Source organism: Psychrobacillus sp. 05T411 (genome assembly GCF_056396485.1).
This window is the reverse complement of the sequence record NZ_JBFTLO010000006.1, coordinates 68110-87059: the sequence shown is the minus strand read 5'-3', so window position 1 is coordinate 87059 and position 18950 is coordinate 68110. Positions and strand designations below refer to the sequence as shown.

Here is an 18950-nt window from a genome sequence, read left to right as displayed (position 1 = left end):
CACTAAGAAAAAATTAAAGATAAGGAGAAAAGATGAAAATTTATATTTCAGCTGACATTGAAGGAGTTTCGGGGGTAGTACATAGTGAGCATACATCACGCGATGGAAAAGAACATGATTATGCAAGGTTGTTAATGACTGAGGAAGTAAATGCTTGCATTGTTGGAGCATTGGAAGCGGGGGCTAAGAGAGTAGTAGTAAATGACTCCCACGGAACGATGCGTAATATTTATCATGAAAAATTACATCCTAAATCTGAACTTATTCTAGGTTCCCCTAAAAAGTTAGCTATGATGGAAGGGATAAGTTCCGAATTTGATGCTGCACTTTTTATCGGTTATCATACGAAAATGGGTCAAAATGGGATTCTAAATCATACTTTTAATGGTAAAATTTTAAAATCAGTAGAAATAAATGGAATAGAATTTGGCGAGTTTGGATTAAATGCCCTTGTTGCGGGATATTTCAATGTTCCCGTTATTTTTGTTTCAGGATGTAATCTAGCTATAAAAGAAGCGGAAGAATGTATACCTAATATTAATCATTCAATTGTTAAACAAACGATTAATCGTACCACTGCTTTAAATTTACATCCGCTTGAAGCAAGAGAGTTAATTAAAGAAGGTACAAAGAAAGCAATCTTACATTATGAGCAAATTAAACCTTTCTCAATAGAGCCTCCTTATACAGTAAAAGTAGAATTTTTACATACTGGGCTTGCAGATGCCGTTGAGATATTGCCTTTTGTTAAAAGAACTGAACCACTCACTATTTCTTTTAACAGTAATGATATCTTAGAGTGTTACCGTTTAATAAGGAGTTCAATAATGCTAGCAGGTTCCGCTGGCTGATAAGCTGATGGCATAACGAATATACTAAGGAGGTAGACAATTGAAGCAACCAGAGCAGAAAAAAATAAGACAAAGAGGAATCGTAATTGGACGTCTCCCTGTCGGGAAAAAGAATTGTATTACCGATGTGGCAAATGTAAAAGTAGGGCATGTGACATTAGATCATTCCTTAGGTGAAGGAGAGTACGCATGTACTGGAGTGACGGCTATTTTACCGCATTCGGGGAATTTGTTTCAACAAAAAGTAGTAGGTGCAAGTTACGTACTTAATGGCTTTGGGAAAACAACTGGTCTTGTGCAAGTGGATGAATTAGGATTAATAGAATCACCCATTATGCTGACGAATACATTTGCAGTTCCGGCAGTTACGCAAGGGGCATTAGAGTATATGTTAGAGGGAAATCCGGAGATAGGAGATACTACTGGAACGATTAACTTAGTTGTCGGAGAGTGCAATGATAGTAGATTGAACTCAATCCGTAAATTGCCAATCGAGCCGAAGCATGCGAAAGAAAGCATTCAAAACGCTTCATCTGACGTTTCTGCTGAAGGTGCTGTAGGAGCAGGAAAAGGAATGATCTGTTTTGGGTACAAGGGAGGGATTGGTTCTTCTTCTCGTGTTGTTGGTGATTTTACAGTCGGCTGTTTAGTCCTTAGTAATTTTGGAAGAAAAGAAGAGTTTCAAAGTGATTACTATAAAGTGAAGGAGCAGAATGATGTTGCAACTTTTCCAAAACCGGCTGATGGTTCTATTATGATTGTTTTGGCAACAGATGCCCCACTTAGCAGTAGGCAGCTAAAGAGAGTAGCGAAGAGGTGCGGGATTGGACTTGGAAGAACAGGTAGTCATTTTAGTAACGGCAGTGGGGATGTAGTTATTGYATTCTCTACAGCAAATAAAGTGGCACATTTTGCGGAAGAGAGTGTAGAAACTAGGATACGACTGAGGGACGATCATCCAATCATGAATGATCTTTTTCAAGGAGCGGCCGAAGTAACGGAAGAAGCAATATTGAATTCATTGTCCCAGGCAGTTACTACGGAAGGAAGAGTGGGGAATATTGCATATAGTTACCCGTTTGAGCTGTAAGTAAACAAAAGGGGGGACAATTAGATGATTCCAACAACAATTGATTCCATTTCTATCGCTACAATAAAAGAAAAAGGCATGGAATCCATCGTCGATTGGTTAAATCAGTATCAGCAATCGTTCTATATACTTGGCTCATGCTATCTTAGTAATCAGCTACAAATAGAAGAGCTTTTTTACCGATCCATATTAAAAATTCAAAAGGAACTGCCTCATGTTAAAAATAAAATACGATTTGAAACATGGGTAACATCCATATTCATACAGAACTGCCGGGAGCTTTCTCGTGATAAAAGTTTGCAAGTTTCGGAGGAAAGTGAACCTCGTCAAGATGTCTTTAAAGTACTTGATCGATTACAAAAGGACGAGAAAGCAGCAATAATCCTTACATACGTACAACAATTTTCTCAAGAAGAAGCGGCATATCTTCTTGAAGTTTCAGAGACAAAGATGAAAGAGTTGTTGTTCTCCGGGATTCAGTCTTTTAAAAAAGAACTATGGTCCGATTCAACCTTTCATGGTTGTGCGGAGTATCAAAAAGATTACCTCGATTACTTAGAACAAACGATGGAACGGTCGAAAAAAATTGATTTAGAAGTACATATATACTGGTGCCAACAATGTAAGGAGGAGTTGGCTACTTTTCAGGATGTCATATCAACTCTGTCAAATCTTACAGATAGAATAGAAGATTTGCATATACCAACTGGTTTTATGGAGAATGTTAAACAAAGGCTAAAAGAAAACGAGAAGCACAGGCAACAGAAGAACAAGAAACGTAAAAGAATAGGACTTGTTTTTGCAAGTGTATTCGTATTATTGATTGGTATAGGTTACTTTACAGGGACATTTACCAGGGCCTACTATTCATGGACAGAAGAGGATCCGCAATTGATTTCCTTTTTACAACAAGGCCTTGGTGAAAGGCTAAACCTAGAAGCTGAAAGCGATGGGGTAAAAGTTACGATTAAGAGCGTAATTGCTGATGATGTTCAGACACTAATTTTTTATGAAATTGAAGATACAGTAGAAGACAGCCAATATATGATGAATTATGGTGATGGGGTTTTAGTAAAAAATGAATATGAAATCATGAACAATACAACCCATTATACAAAGTATTATCCTCCTGATCTAGAATCGGATATAAATAACGAAGAAAATAATGTGTATCGAGGAAAGATGAGTTTGCTGCCACTTAAAACGGAGAACGGGACAATTGAACTCCACATAACAAATCTTCATAAATTGATTCGTGATTCTACTGAGCGGCAAAATCTTTTGGGTTACAGCAACATCGAAAATAAATCAGGAGAATGGACTTTCGAGATACCTGTAACAAAACAGCCTTCTGTCGAATATGCATTGAATGAAGTTAAAGAAATAGAAGGGATTCCCGTTCGATTTGATAAACTAACTATTGCCCTAACGGCGACGATAATCCAATTCGGTATTAATCATGAACAGCCAGAGAAGCGTATAGATTTTCTAGATTTTAACAATTTGCAAGTAAATAATAAAAAAGTGAAAGCGGATATATATAGTACCTCTTATGTGGATGCACAGCAAGACATAAATTGGAATACATTTCAAACACAATTTGAACCACTTTTTGGAGAAAAACCAAAAGAGGTTAACGTGCAGCTTAAATCTGTCCAATTAACATTTGAAGACAAAAGAACCATTGAATTGGATGTTACCCCGGAACGTCCTCAAACTTTTGAATATGCAGGAAGTACAATCACCATAGACAAGCAGGAAGATGAACAGTCTACCGAGTTTGTTGTAAGCAATCATGAAGTGGAAAATCGAGCATATGAGTGGCTGCAATTCAATTTTGTAAAGGAGGATGGAGAGGTACCTAGTATAACGGACATGAATTCAGAAGTAGTGATTGTTGATAAAAACGGGATCGAATACGATATGTATCAAACTTCTTTTTCCTATGAAGAAATCGAACAGCCCCGTTATTTCAATACGCTTGAAAGCGCTCGGTTTCAAGGTGAAAATATGATTCCTAAGAAGTTGGAGATTTATGGATATCGTACTACAAAATATTTGGATGATGTTTTGAAGATTTCTTTGGAATAATAAGTGAAGAAAAAGACCAATATGGGTGCCAGACTCCCGGTCTGATAAATTTTTAATATACCCGAATGAAAATTCTGTTTAACGAAACATTCTTGTAATTAATTATAGTTATGTTACCATTTAGATGCATTAATAATTAAATAGATGACTGCTAGGGGAGCCTATTTTAGGCTGAGACACATCTTGGATGTAAACCCTTTGAACCTGATCTAGTTAATACTAGCGGAGGGAAGCAGCTGGACCCCTACTGTCGTATGTTTAGTTTAATTATGTAGAAAACAGCCGCTTTCCGTTTATGGAGAGCGGTTTTTTGTTTTCAAAAATATAACTTGGAAGGGGAAAAGAAATGAAGAAGGAAATAGAAAATCGGATTAATAAAGCAGTTGATGAGCGAAAAGAAGAATTAAATCAGTTACTCGCAGATTTAGTTAGTTTTCCGACAGTTAGTCCACCTGCTTGAAATACAAGTGAAAAATAAAACAACTATTATTTTGGGAGGTAAGCGGTATGAATGCTACCAAGAAATTCAGTGATCGATTATTTGAAAATGTAAAACCAATTTGGGCGAAAAATCATCAACATCCATTTGTACAGGAGTTAGGAAAAGGAACATTGGCAGAAGAAAAGTTTATCCATTATATGAAGCAGGATTATGTCTATCTACTAGATTATTCCAAGCTTTTTGCAGTAGGAGTTCAAAAATCGCTCAATTTAGAAATGATGACCAATTTTTCCAAAACGCTTCACGATACGCTTCATTTTGAAATGGATTTACATCGAGCATTTGCAGCAGAGTTTGGAATTTCTAAAGAGGAGTTGGAAGCTACTAAGCCAACCCCTACAAATTTGGCATACACACGCTATATGTTAAATATTGCTCAAAACGGTTCACTCGTAGAACTAGTTTCCTGTTTACTTCCGTGTGCTTGGGATTACTGGGAAATTGGGAAGTTACTACGCGCACAATATGGGGATAGCTTATCCACTAATAAATATGCAAAATGGATTGAAACATACGATTCCGAAGAATTTGCAGCAGGTGCCAAGTGGTTAATACAGCTAATGGATCAGCTAACAGAAGGTAAACCTGAATGGGAGCTGGCACGAATCGAAGAACACTTCCAAATGACGTCTAAGTTCGAATATCTGTTTTGGGAAATGAACGATCAACTAGAGGAATGGCCAATCTAACTTGATTCAGCAAAAAGACGCCTGAGTGACCAACATCTTGCTGGCCTCAAGCGCAATTCAAAATCTGGACGCAATTACGCCGAGGCATAATTGATTTTAGGAGTGAAATGTATGAATAAAACAAGAAAGCTAACATTGACATCACTTATTATTGCAATTACGACCATTTCTAGTCATCTCATTTTTATACCAGTTGGTTTTGCAAAGATTTTCCCAATTCAACATTTCGCAAATGTCCTGTTAGCTGTTTTATTAGGTCCTTGGTATGCAGTAGGTGGGGCATTAATCGTTTCTACTTTACGAAATCTGTTTGGGACAGGATCTATTTTTGCTTATCCAGGAAGTGTTATTGGAGCGCTTTTAGCTAGTATCTTTTATATGAAAACGAAGAAGGTTGGATTTGCATTTGTAGGAGAAGTGATTGGTACTGGTATTCTCGGTGCCATTGCAACTTATCCAATTGGAGTTCTCTTATTTGGAAAAGAGCTAACGGTATTTGGGTTTGTGCCAGCTTTTATGTTTAGTTCGTTTACGGGAGCATTGCTAGCATTTGGCTTGTTAAAAGTAATGATGAAAAACAAAGTGATCGGAGGACTATTAGATGAAAACAGTGCTTACAATAGCAGGATCTGACTCAGGTGGAGGAGCAGGTATCCAAGCAGATATTAAAGCAATCTCTGCAAACGGTGCATTCGGAATGTCCGTAATTACGGCGGTCACAGCACAAAATACAAAGGAGGTACGTTCTGTTCAACAAATTGATTTGAATATTATTGAAGATCAGCTAGAAGCAGTATTTGACGATATTCGAGTAGATGCCGTGAAAATTGGGATGCTTGGAAATGTTGAAACAGTTCATGTAGTAGCGGAAGCGTTAAAAAAATATAAACCAAAATATATCGTCGTTGATCCCGTCATGGTTTCAAAAGGCGGTCATTATCTTTTAGAGCAATCTGCAGTAGAGGCTTTAAAGAAAGAAATACTTCCTCTTTCTTCTATTATCACACCAAATATTCCAGAGGCGGAAGTGTTGATAGGAAGAACGTTGCAAATGGAAGAAGAGATGTATAAAGCTTGTGAGCAAATAATGAAGATGGGTGTCGAATCTGTATTGATAAAAGGAGGACATTTAATGGGACCTCCAAATGATCTTTTCTACAATGGAGAGGACTTCCATTGGTTAAAAGCTAAACGAGTTGATACGAAAAATACTCATGGCACAGGTTGCACATTATCATCTGCAATTGCAGCAAATCTGGCAAAAGGTTCTATTTTACTAGAAGCAGTGACATTAGCAAAACAGTATATAACGACTGCGATTACACATAGTTTGCCTTTAGGTTCGGGACATGGGCCTACACATCATTTTTATGATTTATACGAGAGTTCAAAAATAGGAATGAAATAGATAGGAGAATACTAAATGAATAAAAAAGTAGTAGGCGACCTTTTTTCACTTGTCCGCAGTCGAAACCCACTTGTTCACCATATAACAAATGCAGTAACGATCAATGATTGTGCGAATGTAACACTTGCAATTGGGGCTTCGCCTGTGATGGCAACAAGTGTAGAGGAAGTAGAAGAAATGGTGCAATTAGCAAACGCATTAGTGCTTAATATAGGGACGATTCAAGCGGAGACTTTTTCTGCAATGATACTTGCTGGGAAAGCAGCAAACGAGAAAGGAATCCCCATTGTATTTGACCCTGTAGGGGTAGGAGCTACTTCTTACCGAAAAACGTTAGCAAAGGAACTGTTACAAAAGGTGGGAGTTACAATTATTAGGGGGAATGCGAGCGAGATACAATCACTAATTGGTGGGGTAGGAAAGACACGCGGAGTAGATGTAGGGGATAACACCTTGGATGGTAAAGAACTTGCGATGAAGGCTGCAAATCTTTTTTCTTGTGTTGTAGTAGTCAGTGGAAAAGTAGATGTTGTATCCAATGGAAAAGAAATCGTTCAAATTGAAAATGGGGATACTTGGTTAACTAAAGTTACAGGTACAGGATGCATGACAACCTCTTTAATAGCTAGCTTTGCAGGAACGACAGATGATTATTTTTCTGCAAGTATCGGGGGTATGTCAGCCATGAGTCTAGCAGGAGAAAGAGCGAAAAAGGATCTTTCTGAAGGAGCAGGAATTGGTCAATTTAAAGTTAAATTGATGGATGAAATTTCTCATTTAGATGAAAATATATGGAGAAAAGAGGTCTCTATTGTTGAATCTTGATATGACATTGTATTTAGTAACGGAAGAATCAGTCTCCATAGATTCATTGTTAAAAGTGGTGGAGCAAGCAATTAAAGGCGGCGTGACGATTGTACAGCTCCGAGAGAAAAGTAGTTTAGGAAAAGTGTTTTATGAGAAAGCAAAAGTATTAAAAGAACTGTTAGATTCTTATAATGTCCCGTTGATTATAAATGATCGAATAGACATAGCAATCGCAGTAAATGCAGCTGGCGTGCATATTGGACAGTCTGATTTACCTCTTGCTACTGTAAGGGAAATCGTCCCTAAGTCATTTATTATTGGTGTTTCAGCAGGAAACCTAGAAGAAGCCATGAATGCCGAAAGGGATGGGGCAACTTATATAGGAGTGGGTTCCGTATTTCCAACAGGTACAAAAGAGGATGCCAAGCTTTTAACGCAGGGAGTACTTGAAGAAATTACGAAAAATATTTCAATTCCTGTCGTGGCAATTGGGGGTATTACGATAGATAATCTAGACACACTCCGATATAAAGGACTTGCTGGTGTTGCTGTGGTGTCAGCTATAATGAAAGCGAATAACCCTTCTCTTGTCGCTCAAAATTTTTTAGAAAAGTTTAAGCAATAGTATAAAAGAGGATGTCCTTTGTATTTGGCAGGAACATCCTCTTCTTCTATTTATTCTTTTGCAAAATCAAGCTTCACTTTACCTTCTTCAAAAGAAAGACTAGCATTAAACGTCTGACCATTTTCTGCTACAAAGCCTTTAATCATATTTGTCTTACCTTTCGTACAAAGCAGTTTTATTTGGCTAGGCGTTATTTTTTTCTTTAAAAAGTATCCATTAAAGGTCTGTGTACAGCCATTTTTGTATTCTGTGCAACCATAAAAACTTTTATGGGCAATTATGGACCCTTTTTGACATTTGGGACAAGTTACAATAGGATCTCTTTTGAATTTCGAATCATATTTTGATGCACGAGGAGCAAGTTTTATATCTATGTTTTTTGTTTTTAATTGATTCGGAACTTCTTGCAATAAGCTGTGAATGAATTTCGCTATACTGCCGAGAAATCGTTCTTGTGAGCCCTCACCATTACCTATTTTTCGCAAATAAGTTTCCCATTTCGCAGTCATGGATGGGCTTGCGAGTAGATTTCCTTCAATTGCCTGGCAAAGAACGCGCCCTTTATCCGTAATGGAGACGATATTTTTCTTGACGTCGATATAGCCATGACGTTTTATCGTTTCGATAATGCCACTTCGAGTCGCTTCTGTACCAAGGCCTTCTACTTCTTTTAAAATTTCTGTTTCATCTTTATTGTCCACAAGCTTTCCACAAGTTTTCATCATGGCGATCAGTTGACCTTCTGTATAAGGTTTCGGAGGCTGTGTTTTTCCTTCTTTTATATCAATATTACTTTCCACTATTTCCTGCTCACGTAAAGTGGGTAGGGAGGGCTCATCTTTTTCAGTTTCCTTAGAAGAACGAACAAATAAAGCTTTCCAACCTTTATCACGCTCTGTCTTTCCGGTTGTAAAGAAAGGTAACCCATTTACATCCGTCGTCACTTTCGTTTCCGTATATAAATAATCGGTATGAAACATAGCGAGTGTCGTACGTACAATTTCTTCGTATAAGTTTCTTTCTATACTTGATAAACCAGCAAGCTTAGCTTGTGTAGGAAGTTTTTTCGTTGGTATTATAGCATAATGCTCTTGTACCTTTGAACTGTCCACATACCGCTTTTTAGGTGCAAGCGAATGGACAGGGAAGGGCTGCCCAATGAGCTGTTGATAATCGGATACTTGTGCAGCAAGATAGGAAAATTCACTTGGCGTAATATAACGCGAATCTGTACGAGGATACGTAACAAGTTTCTTTTCGTAAAGACCTTGCATCGTCTTTAATACGTCTGCCGGACTTGTTTTCCATAATCTGTTTGCAGTTGCCTGTAATGTGGATAAAGAATGGAGCTGTGGTGGTGGCATCCGTTTATCCAGCTTTTCCACAGAAGTAATAACACCTGGTGAATTTGGTTGAATATGATGCTGTGCAAGCAAGGCCTGTATAATTTCTCTTTTCGGTTCCTTCGCTTTTGCTTTTCCTTTATAAGTGCCGTGTTCAGCTGTAAATATCGCTTCAATTTCAAAGAAGGGCTCGGAAACAAAGGTTTCTATCTCCATTTGTCGTTGATAAATCAAGTAGATAGTTGGAGATTGCACGCGTCCTATAGGAAAGACTTCTTTAATACCTTGTCCTTGCAATAAAAGAGAATATAATCTGGAGCCATTCATTCCAACAAGCCAATCGCTAATTTGACGAGCTTTCGCTTCTTCATATAAAAGAAGATCTTTGCGATTATCTTGTAAATTAGCAAATCCTTTTCGTACTTCTTCGACTTCCAGGGAATTTATCCACAAACGTTTAATCGTTTGTCCTCTTGCACCGGTTTGGTTATATATACTATAGAAGATATTCGATCCTTCACGATCCACATCACATGCGTTAATAACAGTACTCGCCGTTTTCATCAGTTTTTTCACAATGGTGAACTGCTTGTACTTTCCTTTGGCAATCTGAAATTCATAACGATCTGGTAAAATTGGCAAACTAGAAAGTGACCATTTATCCCATTTCGGATCATATGCTTTCGGCTCTTTTAATTCAACTAAATGACCGACTCCCCAAGTTATATATGCTCCTTCTGGGAAGATTGGACAAGGGTTAATTTCGAGGTAGCCTTCATGTCGTTTGACGGAAAAAGCATCTGCGTATGCCTTTGCTTGGGATGGTTTTTCAGCTAAAATGACAGGTTTCAAGATAACACCTCTTTTTCTCTAGTGATAGAAACGTTAGTTMTATTATTATCGCATAAATTCGAGTAGTTTTCTAATCTGATTGGTTTAGGAAGTTGGAATGCAAGGAGCAATAAGTGTGTATTTCTTGAATAATTGTGATAAAATAAACGTATATTAAAAAAGACTGAGTGCGTCAACACTCAGTCAATGCAGCTGACATACCGCTTGAAGAGCGGTTGACTAGTTGTAGAAATGTTTATTACTAAGAGTAACCATCCTGCTTACTTAGCCGTTAGCGGAGGATGGTTACTTTTTTCTGTTGGTGTAAAGAGCAACCATCGCAATAACAGCTGTTGCCGCTGTTGCGAGAAATACGCCGAATTGGAAAAGCATATTCATTGCATCGTAAGTCACCATATAAACACCCCCTTTCTCAAGGGAGTGCCAACCGTCCATCCGCTATATGTTGCTGCAACTTCTAGTCTAGCATTTTGTACGACAAAAATCGATGGTATTAGCCATAAAAAAATCTACATAAAGCCCCTAAATCTCTACATCAATTAAGTTGGTTTCTTAATGATTTTAATAAATTTAAATGAGGTTTGTTGAGTCCATGTAGATTTTTCAAATTGGATATAAAATAAATCTTCATTTATTAACGCATAAATTCGAACAGTTTTCTAATGTAGTTGGTTAATGAAAAGTTCTGAATGACTTAGGTAAACGTTTATTTTACATAATGCTTTTTAAAGTCTGGATGAATCGAAAACTTGCGACGTAAATGGATGAGGTTTTCCCCGAAACTTTCTTCTAAAAGCTCTCTATGCTTCTCCATAATTTCCATGAGATACAAATCATGAATCATGACTTCTGTAATTGGCATTACTAAACCTACATGCATTGTCCATGCTGCACGGCTATCCTTACCCAGCGAGACGATTCCTGCTACTACCTCTGAATCATCACCACTAAAAACAAGCCATTGTCCACCGTACTCTTCTGTAATTTCATGACCCATATAATGCAAATAAACAGTAGCAAAATCGGAGATGATATCCCCGTAAGCAATAATCGTTACATTGACACCTCTATTTGCTGCCTGTCTAAGTTCAGGCTCCAATTCTTCATATTCTTCTTTCCAAATCTCTAAAAGAATTCTTTTATTTGCAGCTAATATACAAGTTTTTACTTTATCAAGTATTTCATTGCGTCCCGTGATATTCCAAATATTTTCACGGTCACTCGCAGAGTTTTCAAACTTTTTTAATGATTTCTCTGCCAGTTCAAAGTTCTCCTCTGCTTTTATTCGGCGATTTTTTATTAGTTCTTTTGCAGGGACTGGCGTATATTGTGGTGTATTTCCAAGGCTAACTAAAATATCGCCGCGCATGACGAGACTGTCTAGAACTTCATATATTCTTGAGCGTGGCACTCCGGAATTTTTAGCTACCGCATAACCGGTTAATGGGGATTCTTCCAATAGGGTAAGATATGCTTTCGCTTCATATTCCGTAAAGTTTAGATTTTTTAATACGTCTAAAATGTTTTCTTTCATAAATCCTCCTATATAAATTTAGTCGCTACCTTTGTAACTAATATATTAGCAAAGTCCATTGATTTTATCCAAGCGTATCTGATATATTTAGATGAGTAGTTACTTGTGTAGTCACTATTAAAAGGGGGAGAGAAATCAGGATGGATAATTTACTAACTTACATCTCAATAGCGGCAATGATGGTTATTATACCGGGGGCAGACACTATGTTACTTGTAAAAAATACGCTAAACTATGGACCAAAAGCTGGGCGTTACACGGTTCTTGGAATGGCAATGGGGCTTTCATTTTGGACATTGATTGCGATCCTTGGATTATCTGTTGTTATTGCAAAGTCAGTTATTCTTTTCAGTATCATCAAATATTTGGGAGCCGCTTACTTAATTTATTTAGGGATAAGAAGCTTTTTTGCTAAAAGCGTGTTTTCTTTAAATGAAATTCAATCTCAAGCAAATACACCTACGGAATATTCAAATCAGCATAATAAAAGTTCCTTTATGCAAGCTTTACTGAATAATATTCTTAATCCAAAGACTGTTTTAGTTTATATAACAATCATGCCGCAATTTATCAATTTGGACGGAAATGTAAAACAGCAATTGGTTGTATTGGCCTTCATTCTAACCTTATTCGCTGTAATATGGTTTCTATTTCTTGTTCATCTAATAGATTACGCCAAAAAGTGGTTGAACAATCCAAAATTTCAGAAGGTATTCCAAAAATCAACGGGCTTAGTTTTAATAGGTTTTGGTGTGAAAACAGGAATTTAACTTCAGCTATTATAAATAGATTCTCGCCGTTCAGATAATTGAACGGTTTTTTCTGTTTATTATCGCAATCGCCTTGCTTAAATGGACGCTAGCTTAGAATGTTTACTTTTTTACTTCCGAGAAGATTATAAAATTTAGACAAGTGGCCAACTTTTTTCAGGTGACTTAAAGTATGACATTTTTTATATTGTACATAATAGGGGAAAGTGCGTCGTAGTCATAGTTGTCTCAATCCAAGTAAAGAGTTATTTTAAGAATTGGTTGCTTTCACCTACAATTTGGTTGCTCTCATGCGGATCTGGTTGCTTTAGGAATAGAATTGGTTGCTCTCAACGACCGATCTGTTGCCCTCTTCCGTTTTTTGGATATAAAAGTATTATAAACAGTGCTTTCTAGCAAGTAGACACTGCTAAATAGGCAATTTCCTATGGTTTAGGAAGGAGATCCCATCAGCGAATTATCTATAAAATGTGCACCATGCCCTTCGTAGTTCACATTTATTATATTGCAGGAAAGATGGGTGTTTGCACTTTTGTTCTTGGTGTAAAGAACAATCATCGCTATAAAAATGACAAAATTAAATAATGAAACTTATTACTTTACATACCCTTAGTGGGTATGGTAAAGTGGAATCAAGATAGGAGGTTAAGCTGATGGAAAACTTAGTGAATGAAGTAGCTTGCCATACAGAAGATGTTACCTCGTGCCGAAAAAGTCATCATCCGGACCATGTAAAAAAGAATTTAACGACTCGATTAAATCGTATCGAAGGTCAAATTCGCGGTATTAAAGGAATGATAGATAAAGACGTTTACTGTGATGATGTAATCACTCAATTGTCTGCTACGCAATCTGCTTTAAATAGTGTAGCCAAAATTCTTTTGGAGGGTCATCTAAAAGGGTGTGTCGTAGATCGTCTTTCAGAAGGTGATGAGGAAGTATTAGACGAATTAGTTGTGACAATTCAAAAGATGATGAAAAAATAAAAAAATATGATTAACAAGAAATTGTAAAATATTTTTTTAACTTAAATATACCCCTATAGCGTATAATGAGCGAAATTAAAATAAAATTAAAGGAGAGAAAAAACATGAAAAATATAACTTTAGAGGTACAAGGTATGTCATGTGGTCATTGTGTGAATGCAGTCGAGGGAAGCGTTGGTGAATTAGCAGGAGTAGAACAAGTAAAGGTAAACTTAGCGGATGCAAAAGTAGAGGTAGCATTCGATGAAGCGCAAGTATCACTAGAAAAAATTAAAGAAGCGATTGAAGATCAAGGATATGAAGTAGAATAAGAGTGCTTTTTAAGCACTCTCTCATTTTCAATAAAACATACCCCTAATAGGTATGAGGAGGTAAACATCGTGAGTATAGAAGTAAAAGAATCAAGTTTACAAATTACAGGAATGACTTGTGCTGCATGCGCGACTCGTATTGAAAAAGGTTTAAACAAAATGGAAGGTGTAGAGCATGCCACCGTCAATTTAGCATTAGAAAAGTCATCGATTAAATATGACCCGTCCAAACTGAGTGAAGCCGATTTGGAAAAGAAAATAGAAGCACTTGGTTACGGTGTTGTGAAACAAAAAGCAGAATTTGATATTACCGGAATGACTTGTGCGGCGTGTTCTACTCGTATTGAAAAAGGGTTAAATAAAATAGAAGGTGTTGCATTTGCGAACGTCAATTTAGCGCTTGAAAAAGCAACAATCGAATTTAATCCATCAGAAGTAACAATTGCAGACATTATTGCCAAGGTAGAGAAGCTTGGTTACGGTGCACATCAAAAGCAAGAGGATAAAGAACAAGTAGACTACCGTGAAAAGGCTATTAAAGATCAGAAACGTAAATTCATTATTTCGGCTATTTTATCCTTACCTTTACTATGGACGATGGTAGGGCATTTTTCCTTTACATCGTTTTTATATGTACCTGACTTCTTAATGAATCCATGGATACAATTAATTTTAGCAACACCAGTACAATTTATTATCGGAAAACAGTTTTATGTCGGTGCATACAAAACACTACGGAATGGCAGTGCCAATATGGATGTACTTGTTGTAATGGGTACTTCTGCAGCCTATTTTTATAGTGTGTATCAGGCGATTATTACAGCTGGGACAAATCACAGTCCGCACCTATATTTTGAAACGAGTGCGGTACTGATTACACTCATTGTTTTAGGTAAATTATTTGAGGCAAAAGCTAAAGGCCGTTCATCTGAAGCCATTAAAAAGTTAATGGGGCTTCAAGCAAAAACAGCAATCGTATTACGTGACGGTATGGAGAAGGAGATACCATTAGAAGAAGTAGTGATAGGGGATACCGTTTTAGTCAAACCAGGTGAAAAAATACCAGTTGATGGAGAAGTGTTAGAGGGTACATCAGCCGTTGATGAATCCATGTTAACAGGCGAAAGTCTACCAGTGGATAAAAAGAGCGGTGATGTCTTATATGGTTCGACGATTAACAAAAATGGTTTCATCAAAATGACAGCAACAAAAGTTGGTCGTGACACAGCGTTAGCCCAAATTATTAAAGTAGTAGAAGATGCACAAGGATCAAAAGCGCCGATCCAACGTATGGCAGACCAAATTTCAGGTATTTTTGTACCGATTGTAATAGGGATTGCTATCCTTACCTTCCTAGTATGGATTATCTGGGTTCAACCAGGTGAGTTTACGCCTGCACTTGAAGTGTTGATAGCGGTGCTGGTTATTGCTTGTCCATGTGCACTAGGTTTGGCTACGCCAACGTCCATTATGGCGGGCTCTGGTCGTGCAGCTGAGTTCGGTATTTTATTCAAAGGCGGGGAGCACTTAGAACAAACGCAAAGTATTGATACAGTTGTAGTTGATAAAACAGGTACTGTAACACATGGTAAACCTGTTTTAACAGATGTTTTAGTAGTAGATAATCAAGACGAAGAAAAATTCTTATCATTGATTGGTGCCGCAGAAAAACAATCTGAGCACCCATTAGCACAAGCAATCGTTCAAGGCATCCAAGAGAAAGGCATCGAACTTGGGGACGTCCAATTCTTCGAAGCGATTCCAGGTTACGGTGTGCAAGCAACGGTTTCGGGTCAAGGCGTTGTCATTGGAACGCGGAAACTCATGCAACAATACGGCATCGACATTACAGCAGTTCTTCCAGCAATGGAAAAATTGGAAAGCGACGGTAAAACTGCGATGCTAGCTGGAATTAATGGACAATACGTAGGGCTAGTTGCTGTAGCGGATACGATTAAAGATACTTCAGCACAAGCCATACGTCGCCTAAAAGAGATGGGTATCAAGGTCATCATGATGACTGGTGATAATGAGCGAACAGCACAAGCCATCGGAAAAGAAGTAGGTGTTGATGCAGTTATTGCGGAAGTTCTTCCGGAAGGTAAAGCAGAAGAAGTGAAGAAACTGCAAGCAACTGGTAGAAAAGTAGCGATGGTCGGAGACGGTATTAATGACGCGCCAGCACTAGCTACAGCTGATATCGGGATGGCTATTGGAACAGGGACTGACGTAGCGATGGAAGCCGCCGATGTAACACTAATTCGCGGAGATTTAAATAGTATTGCTGACGCAATCATTATGAGTCGTAAAACAATGCGCAATATTAAGCAAAACTTATTCTGGGCATTTGGCTACAATACACTCGGTATTCCGATTGCAGCTATCGGGTTACTAGCTCCTTGGGTTGCAGGTGCAGCGATGGCATTTAGTTCTGTGTCGGTCGTATTAAACGCATTACGTTTACAAAGAGTTAAATTAGATAAGTAAATAGATTTCAACTATAGGGCAAACTAGGCGGTTTACTCTATAGTTGCATATGATTAATTTCGATGGAGGAATCAAATGAATCAACCAGAGAAAAAGGTTAAATTGGCTGTAAATGGCGGCATTTCATTTGGTGCAAAATTAAATGCAAAGCAACTGGCTGTCATTGTGGAGTATATGAGCGATAATGATGAACTGGAGTTGACCACTTTTCAACAACTTTACATTGAGGTACTTGAAAGTAAAGTGAGATTCGTCAAAGAAAGATTTAAGGAAGTGGGATTGTCCACTTATCCAGTAGGAAATTTTGTGAAAAGCTTAAGAACCTGCCACTTTTGTAAAGGTTCAGAAGAAGAAGGAATGCCTGTAGCCATCGAACTAAATAAGCGAATAGCAGGAAAAGCAGTTCCCCTTACACTTCGCCCAGCTTACACAGGATGTCCGGTTGGATGTGGTGAACCTCTAGTAAATGATATCGGCGTAATGAAAGTAAAAAATGGTTATGATTTATATATTGGCGGAAAGGCAAAAGGAAAGGATGCTCAAGTAGGTACTCTATTGATGGAGCAGCTAACCCCTGAAAAACTGTATGATGCTGTCGAAAAAATCATTCATATTTATGCTGAACAAGGAAAAAAGAGAGAACCATTATTTAAATTTATTAATCGTATTGGATTTGAAAACTTAAAAAATGATTTTCTGTAAGAATTAATGCATTATATATACTTTACATTCAAACTATTTGGTCTACAATAGTGAGAATAGGGGGAATAATATGACTTTACTAACAGATATTTTAGAATTCAATGGTCAGTTTGTGGAAGAAAAAGGGTATGAGCCCTACATTACAACGAAATATCCAAATAAAAAGCTAGTAGTATTATCTTGTATGGATTCACGCCTTGTCGAACTTTTACCAAAGTCTATGAATCTTCGTAATGGTGACGTAAAAATTGTGAAAAGTGCAGGAGCTATCGTAAATCATCCATTTGGTAGTATTATGCGCAGTATACTCGTTGCACTTTACGAACTAAAAGCAGAGGAAGTGTTCATTGTCGGTCACTATGATTGTGGCATGAGCGCAGTGGATCCGGATATTATGATTGAACATATGAAAGAACGCGGTATTTCGGATGAAACATTTGATGTATTAAAATATTCTTCGCATGATATTAAAAGTTGGCTACGAGGCTTCGGTGATGTAAAAACGAGTGTGTTAAAGAGTTGTGATGTTGTCCGTAATCACCCATTAATAGCAAAAACAATTCCTGTACATGGTCTAGTTATGGATCCCAAAACAGGACAACTTGATTTATTATCAGATGGCAATGCTTATATCGAACAACCAAATAAAGCCTAATAAAAAAAGACTGTCCAGAAAAAATAACATCTGGCCAGCCTTTTACATTTATATGTTCTTTATGATTTGTTAGTTTTTTTGTAGAAAATCTTCAGCAGAAGTTACAGCACAATACATACCGTTAAGCGCACCGACAAACGCATAATGAACTTGTTCAGCTGGCACGACCTTACCTTCATAAGATAGGTCAAGTGTTGCACATGCATCTTCAATAAGTGTAGTTTCAAAGCCTAGATCCACTGCAGCTCTGACAGTTGCATCAATGCACATATGTGTCATCATGCCTACAACTACTACCTTAGTTACGCCATTTTCTCGTAATTTGCTTTCTAAATCAGTCTGTAAAAAGCTGTTTGGGAAATGTTTAATGATAATACTTTCATTTTCCAATGGTTGAACAGTTTCATGTATTTCAGCGCCCTCCGTATCCGGAAGGAAAAATCCTAATGCTGGATCAGCTGCGATATGTTGAACATGAAAAATGTTATCATTGTTGTTCTTTCTAAAAGATTCAAGCACTTTCGCAGCATTCGCAGTCGCTTTATCTGGATTGACTAATTCCATATTTCCATTCGGGAAATAGTCGTTTTGAATATCTACAATAATTAAAGCTGTGCTCATTATTCTCCACCTCATTGAAAGTATTTTGTTACACTATAATCATAGAACATATAGTGATTTTAATCGATAAGTTGGCGAAACGCTTTTATCTCCAAAAATTTCATGGTGAAAGGAATTTAATATGGAACTTGATAATATAGATTTTCAGATTCTTCGGATATTATCCGAAAATTCACGTATTCAATGGAAAGACCTAGGTGAACAGATTCATATGACGGGACAAGCGGTAGGGAATCGTATAAAAAAACTGGAGGAAAATGGTGTCATTAAAGCCTACTCTTTAGTAGTTGATGAAATGAAATTAGGACTGAACTTTACAGCATTTGTCGTTATTTACATGAAAACAACAGACCATGATTCGTTTATCCGATTAATGAATGATTGGAATGAGGTAGTGGAAGTTCACCGCGTATCGGGAGAAGGCTGTTATCATTTAAAAATAAAAGTTAACTCGCAAGAAAAATTGAATCTTTTTCTGGATAAAATTCTTGACTACGGGAATTACACTGTACATTTATCTATAAAAGAGGTCAAACAACAGAGTCCATTGATTGCTAGATGACAAAATGATTAGGGCCAGTGATTTGAATGTAAAATAAAAATTCACTATCAAATGAGATAGTGAA

19 protein-coding genes and 1 riboswitch are annotated in these 18950 nt (G+C 37.3%); of the genes, 15 read left to right on the top strand and 4 right to left on the bottom strand.

Annotated features, from left to right (window positions below):
• Window positions 1-32 precede the first annotated feature (32 nt).
• The 8 genes from AC1DFT_RS06545 (at window position 33) to thiE (ending at window position 8063) form a co-directional block, all read left to right on the top strand.
• Complete coding sequence (locus AC1DFT_RS06545; RefSeq protein ID WP_477918389.1) at window positions 33-851, top strand: M55 family metallopeptidase; 819 nt, start codon at window positions 33-35, stop codon at window positions 849-851.
• A 40-nt stretch (window positions 852-891) separates the two neighbouring features.
• Window positions 892-1941, top strand: coding sequence for a DmpA family aminopeptidase (locus AC1DFT_RS06540; RefSeq protein ID WP_477918388.1), 1050 nt, complete (start codon window positions 892-894; stop codon window positions 1939-1941).
• A 24-nt stretch (window positions 1942-1965) separates the two neighbouring features.
• Window positions 1966-4032 carry a DUF4179 domain-containing protein gene (locus AC1DFT_RS06535; RefSeq protein WP_477918387.1) on the top strand — a complete coding sequence of 689 codons (2067 nt, stop codon included), beginning with the start codon at window positions 1966-1968 and terminating at the stop codon, window positions 4030-4032.
• A gap of 143 nt (window positions 4033-4175) precedes the next feature.
• A riboswitch (TPP riboswitch) is annotated at window positions 4176-4280 on the top strand.
• A gap of 259 nt (window positions 4281-4539) precedes the next feature.
• Window positions 4540-5223, top strand: coding sequence for a thiaminase II (tenA, locus tag AC1DFT_RS06530; RefSeq protein ID WP_477918386.1), 684 nt, complete (start codon window positions 4540-4542; stop codon window positions 5221-5223).
• Window positions 5224-5334: 111 nt separating this feature from the next.
• The gene (gene thiW / locus AC1DFT_RS06525) at window positions 5335-5856 is read left to right on the top strand and encodes an energy coupling factor transporter S component ThiW (protein ID WP_477918385.1); all 522 of its coding nucleotides are present in this window, start codon (window positions 5335-5337) and stop codon (window positions 5854-5856) included.
• A complete protein-coding gene (gene thiD, locus AC1DFT_RS06520) occupies window positions 5825-6631 on the top strand; it encodes a bifunctional hydroxymethylpyrimidine kinase/phosphomethylpyrimidine kinase (RefSeq protein ID WP_477918384.1) in 807 nt (268 codons plus the stop codon). The genes thiW and thiD overlap by 32 nt, the downstream gene beginning before the upstream one ends.
• Window positions 6632-6646: 15 nt before the next feature.
• The gene (thiM, locus tag AC1DFT_RS06515) at window positions 6647-7456 is read left to right on the top strand and encodes a hydroxyethylthiazole kinase (protein ID WP_477918383.1); all 810 of its coding nucleotides are present in this window, start codon (window positions 6647-6649) and stop codon (window positions 7454-7456) included.
• Window positions 7446-8063, top strand: coding sequence for a thiamine phosphate synthase (gene thiE, locus AC1DFT_RS06510; RefSeq protein ID WP_477918382.1), 618 nt, complete (start codon window positions 7446-7448; stop codon window positions 8061-8063). The genes thiM and thiE overlap by 11 nt, the downstream gene beginning before the upstream one ends.
• Before the next feature lie 50 nt (window positions 8064-8113).
• Here the strand turns inward: thiE and AC1DFT_RS06505 are convergent, their stop codons facing one another.
• The 3 genes from AC1DFT_RS06505 to AC1DFT_RS06495 form a co-directional block, all read right to left on the bottom strand.
• Window positions 8114-10258, bottom strand: coding sequence for a type IA DNA topoisomerase (locus AC1DFT_RS06505; RefSeq protein ID WP_477918381.1), 2145 nt, complete (start codon window positions 10256-10258; stop codon window positions 8114-8116).
• A gap of 285 nt (window positions 10259-10543) precedes the next feature.
• On the bottom strand, window positions 10544-10654 hold the full coding sequence (locus tag AC1DFT_RS06500; RefSeq protein ID WP_477918380.1) for a putative holin-like toxin: 111 nt from the start codon (window positions 10652-10654) through the stop codon (window positions 10544-10546).
• 310 nt (window positions 10655-10964) lie between these two features.
• Window positions 10965-11792, bottom strand: coding sequence for a TrmB family transcriptional regulator (locus AC1DFT_RS06495; RefSeq protein WP_477918379.1), 828 nt, complete (start codon window positions 11790-11792; stop codon window positions 10965-10967).
• Window positions 11793-11932: 140 nt separating this feature from the next.
• Between AC1DFT_RS06495 and AC1DFT_RS06490 the strand changes: the two genes are divergently transcribed.
• The 6 genes from AC1DFT_RS06490 to AC1DFT_RS06465 all read left to right on the top strand — a co-directional run bounded on the left by AC1DFT_RS06490 (window position 11933) and on the right by AC1DFT_RS06465 (window position 17703).
• A complete protein-coding gene (locus AC1DFT_RS06490) occupies window positions 11933-12562 on the top strand; it encodes a homoserine/threonine efflux transporter (RefSeq protein WP_477918378.1) in 630 nt (209 codons plus the stop codon).
• Between the two features lie 653 nt (window positions 12563-13215).
• Window positions 13216-13548 carry a metal-sensitive transcriptional regulator gene (locus tag AC1DFT_RS06485; protein WP_477918377.1) on the top strand — a complete coding sequence of 111 codons (333 nt, stop codon included), beginning with the start codon at window positions 13216-13218 and terminating at the stop codon, window positions 13546-13548.
• Window positions 13549-13652: 104 nt separating this feature from the next.
• Window positions 13653-13859 carry a copper chaperone CopZ gene (copZ, locus tag AC1DFT_RS06480; RefSeq protein ID WP_477918376.1) on the top strand — a complete coding sequence of 69 codons (207 nt, stop codon included), beginning with the start codon at window positions 13653-13655 and terminating at the stop codon, window positions 13857-13859.
• A gap of 69 nt (window positions 13860-13928) precedes the next feature.
• On the top strand, window positions 13929-16346 hold the full coding sequence (locus tag AC1DFT_RS06475) for a heavy metal translocating P-type ATPase (protein ID WP_477918375.1): 2418 nt from the start codon (window positions 13929-13931) through the stop codon (window positions 16344-16346).
• Between the two features lie 75 nt (window positions 16347-16421).
• Window positions 16422-17048: a nitrite reductase gene (locus AC1DFT_RS06470; RefSeq protein WP_477918374.1), complete on the top strand. Its 627-nt coding sequence runs from the start codon at window positions 16422-16424 to the stop codon at window positions 17046-17048.
• A gap of 70 nt (window positions 17049-17118) precedes the next feature.
• Window positions 17119-17703: a beta-class carbonic anhydrase gene (locus tag AC1DFT_RS06465; RefSeq protein WP_477918373.1), complete on the top strand. Its 585-nt coding sequence runs from the start codon at window positions 17119-17121 to the stop codon at window positions 17701-17703.
• 69 nt (window positions 17704-17772) lie between these two features.
• Here the strand turns inward: AC1DFT_RS06465 and AC1DFT_RS06460 are convergent, their stop codons facing one another.
• Window positions 17773-18324, bottom strand: coding sequence for a cysteine hydrolase family protein (locus tag AC1DFT_RS06460; protein ID WP_477918372.1), 552 nt, complete (start codon window positions 18322-18324; stop codon window positions 17773-17775).
• Between the two features lie 121 nt (window positions 18325-18445).
• Here AC1DFT_RS06460 and AC1DFT_RS06455 point away from each other — a divergent pair, with 121 nt between their 5' ends.
• Window positions 18446-18886 (top strand): Lrp/AsnC family transcriptional regulator, encoded by a 441-nt coding sequence (locus AC1DFT_RS06455; protein ID WP_477918371.1) that lies wholly within the window; start codon window positions 18446-18448, stop codon window positions 18884-18886.
• The last annotated feature ends 64 nt before the right edge of the window (window positions 18887-18950 follow it).

Bases quoted from the DNA above. Each gene is read 5' to 3' on its own strand.
- AC1DFT_RS06545 (WP_477918389.1), top strand. From the start codon at position 33: ATGAAAATTTATATTTCAGCTGACATTGAAGGAGTTTCGGGGGTAGTA.
- AC1DFT_RS06535 (WP_477918387.1), top strand. From the start codon at position 1,966: ATGATTCCAACAACAATTGATTCCATTTCTATCGCTACAATAAAAGAA.
- tenA (WP_477918386.1), top strand. From the start codon at position 4,540: ATGAATGCTACCAAGAAATTCAGTGATCGATTATTTGAAAATGTAAAA.
- thiW (WP_477918385.1), top strand. From the start codon at position 5,335: ATGAATAAAACAAGAAAGCTAACATTGACATCACTTATTATTGCAATT.
- thiD (WP_477918384.1), top strand. From the start codon at position 5,825: ATGAAAACAGTGCTTACAATAGCAGGATCTGACTCAGGTGGAGGAGCA.
- thiM (WP_477918383.1), top strand. From the start codon at position 6,647: ATGAATAAAAAAGTAGTAGGCGACCTTTTTTCACTTGTCCGCAGTCGA.
- AC1DFT_RS06500 (WP_477918380.1), bottom strand. From the start codon at position 10,654: ATGGTGACTTACGATGCAATGAATATGCTTTTCCAATTCGGCGTATTT.
- AC1DFT_RS06495 (WP_477918379.1), bottom strand. From the start codon at position 11,792: ATGAAAGAAAACATTTTAGACGTATTAAAAAATCTAAACTTTACGGAA.
- AC1DFT_RS06490 (WP_477918378.1), top strand. From the start codon at position 11,933: ATGGATAATTTACTAACTTACATCTCAATAGCGGCAATGATGGTTATT.
- AC1DFT_RS06485 (WP_477918377.1), top strand. From the start codon at position 13,216: ATGGAAAACTTAGTGAATGAAGTAGCTTGCCATACAGAAGATGTTACC.
- copZ (WP_477918376.1), top strand. From the start codon at position 13,653: ATGAAAAATATAACTTTAGAGGTACAAGGTATGTCATGTGGTCATTGT.
- AC1DFT_RS06470 (WP_477918374.1), top strand. From the start codon at position 16,422: ATGAATCAACCAGAGAAAAAGGTTAAATTGGCTGTAAATGGCGGCATT.
- AC1DFT_RS06465 (WP_477918373.1), top strand. From the start codon at position 17,119: ATGACTTTACTAACAGATATTTTAGAATTCAATGGTCAGTTTGTGGAA.
- AC1DFT_RS06460 (WP_477918372.1), bottom strand. From the start codon at position 18,324: ATGAGCACAGCTTTAATTATTGTAGATATTCAAAACGACTATTTCCCG.
- AC1DFT_RS06455 (WP_477918371.1), top strand. From the start codon at position 18,446: ATGGAACTTGATAATATAGATTTTCAGATTCTTCGGATATTATCCGAA.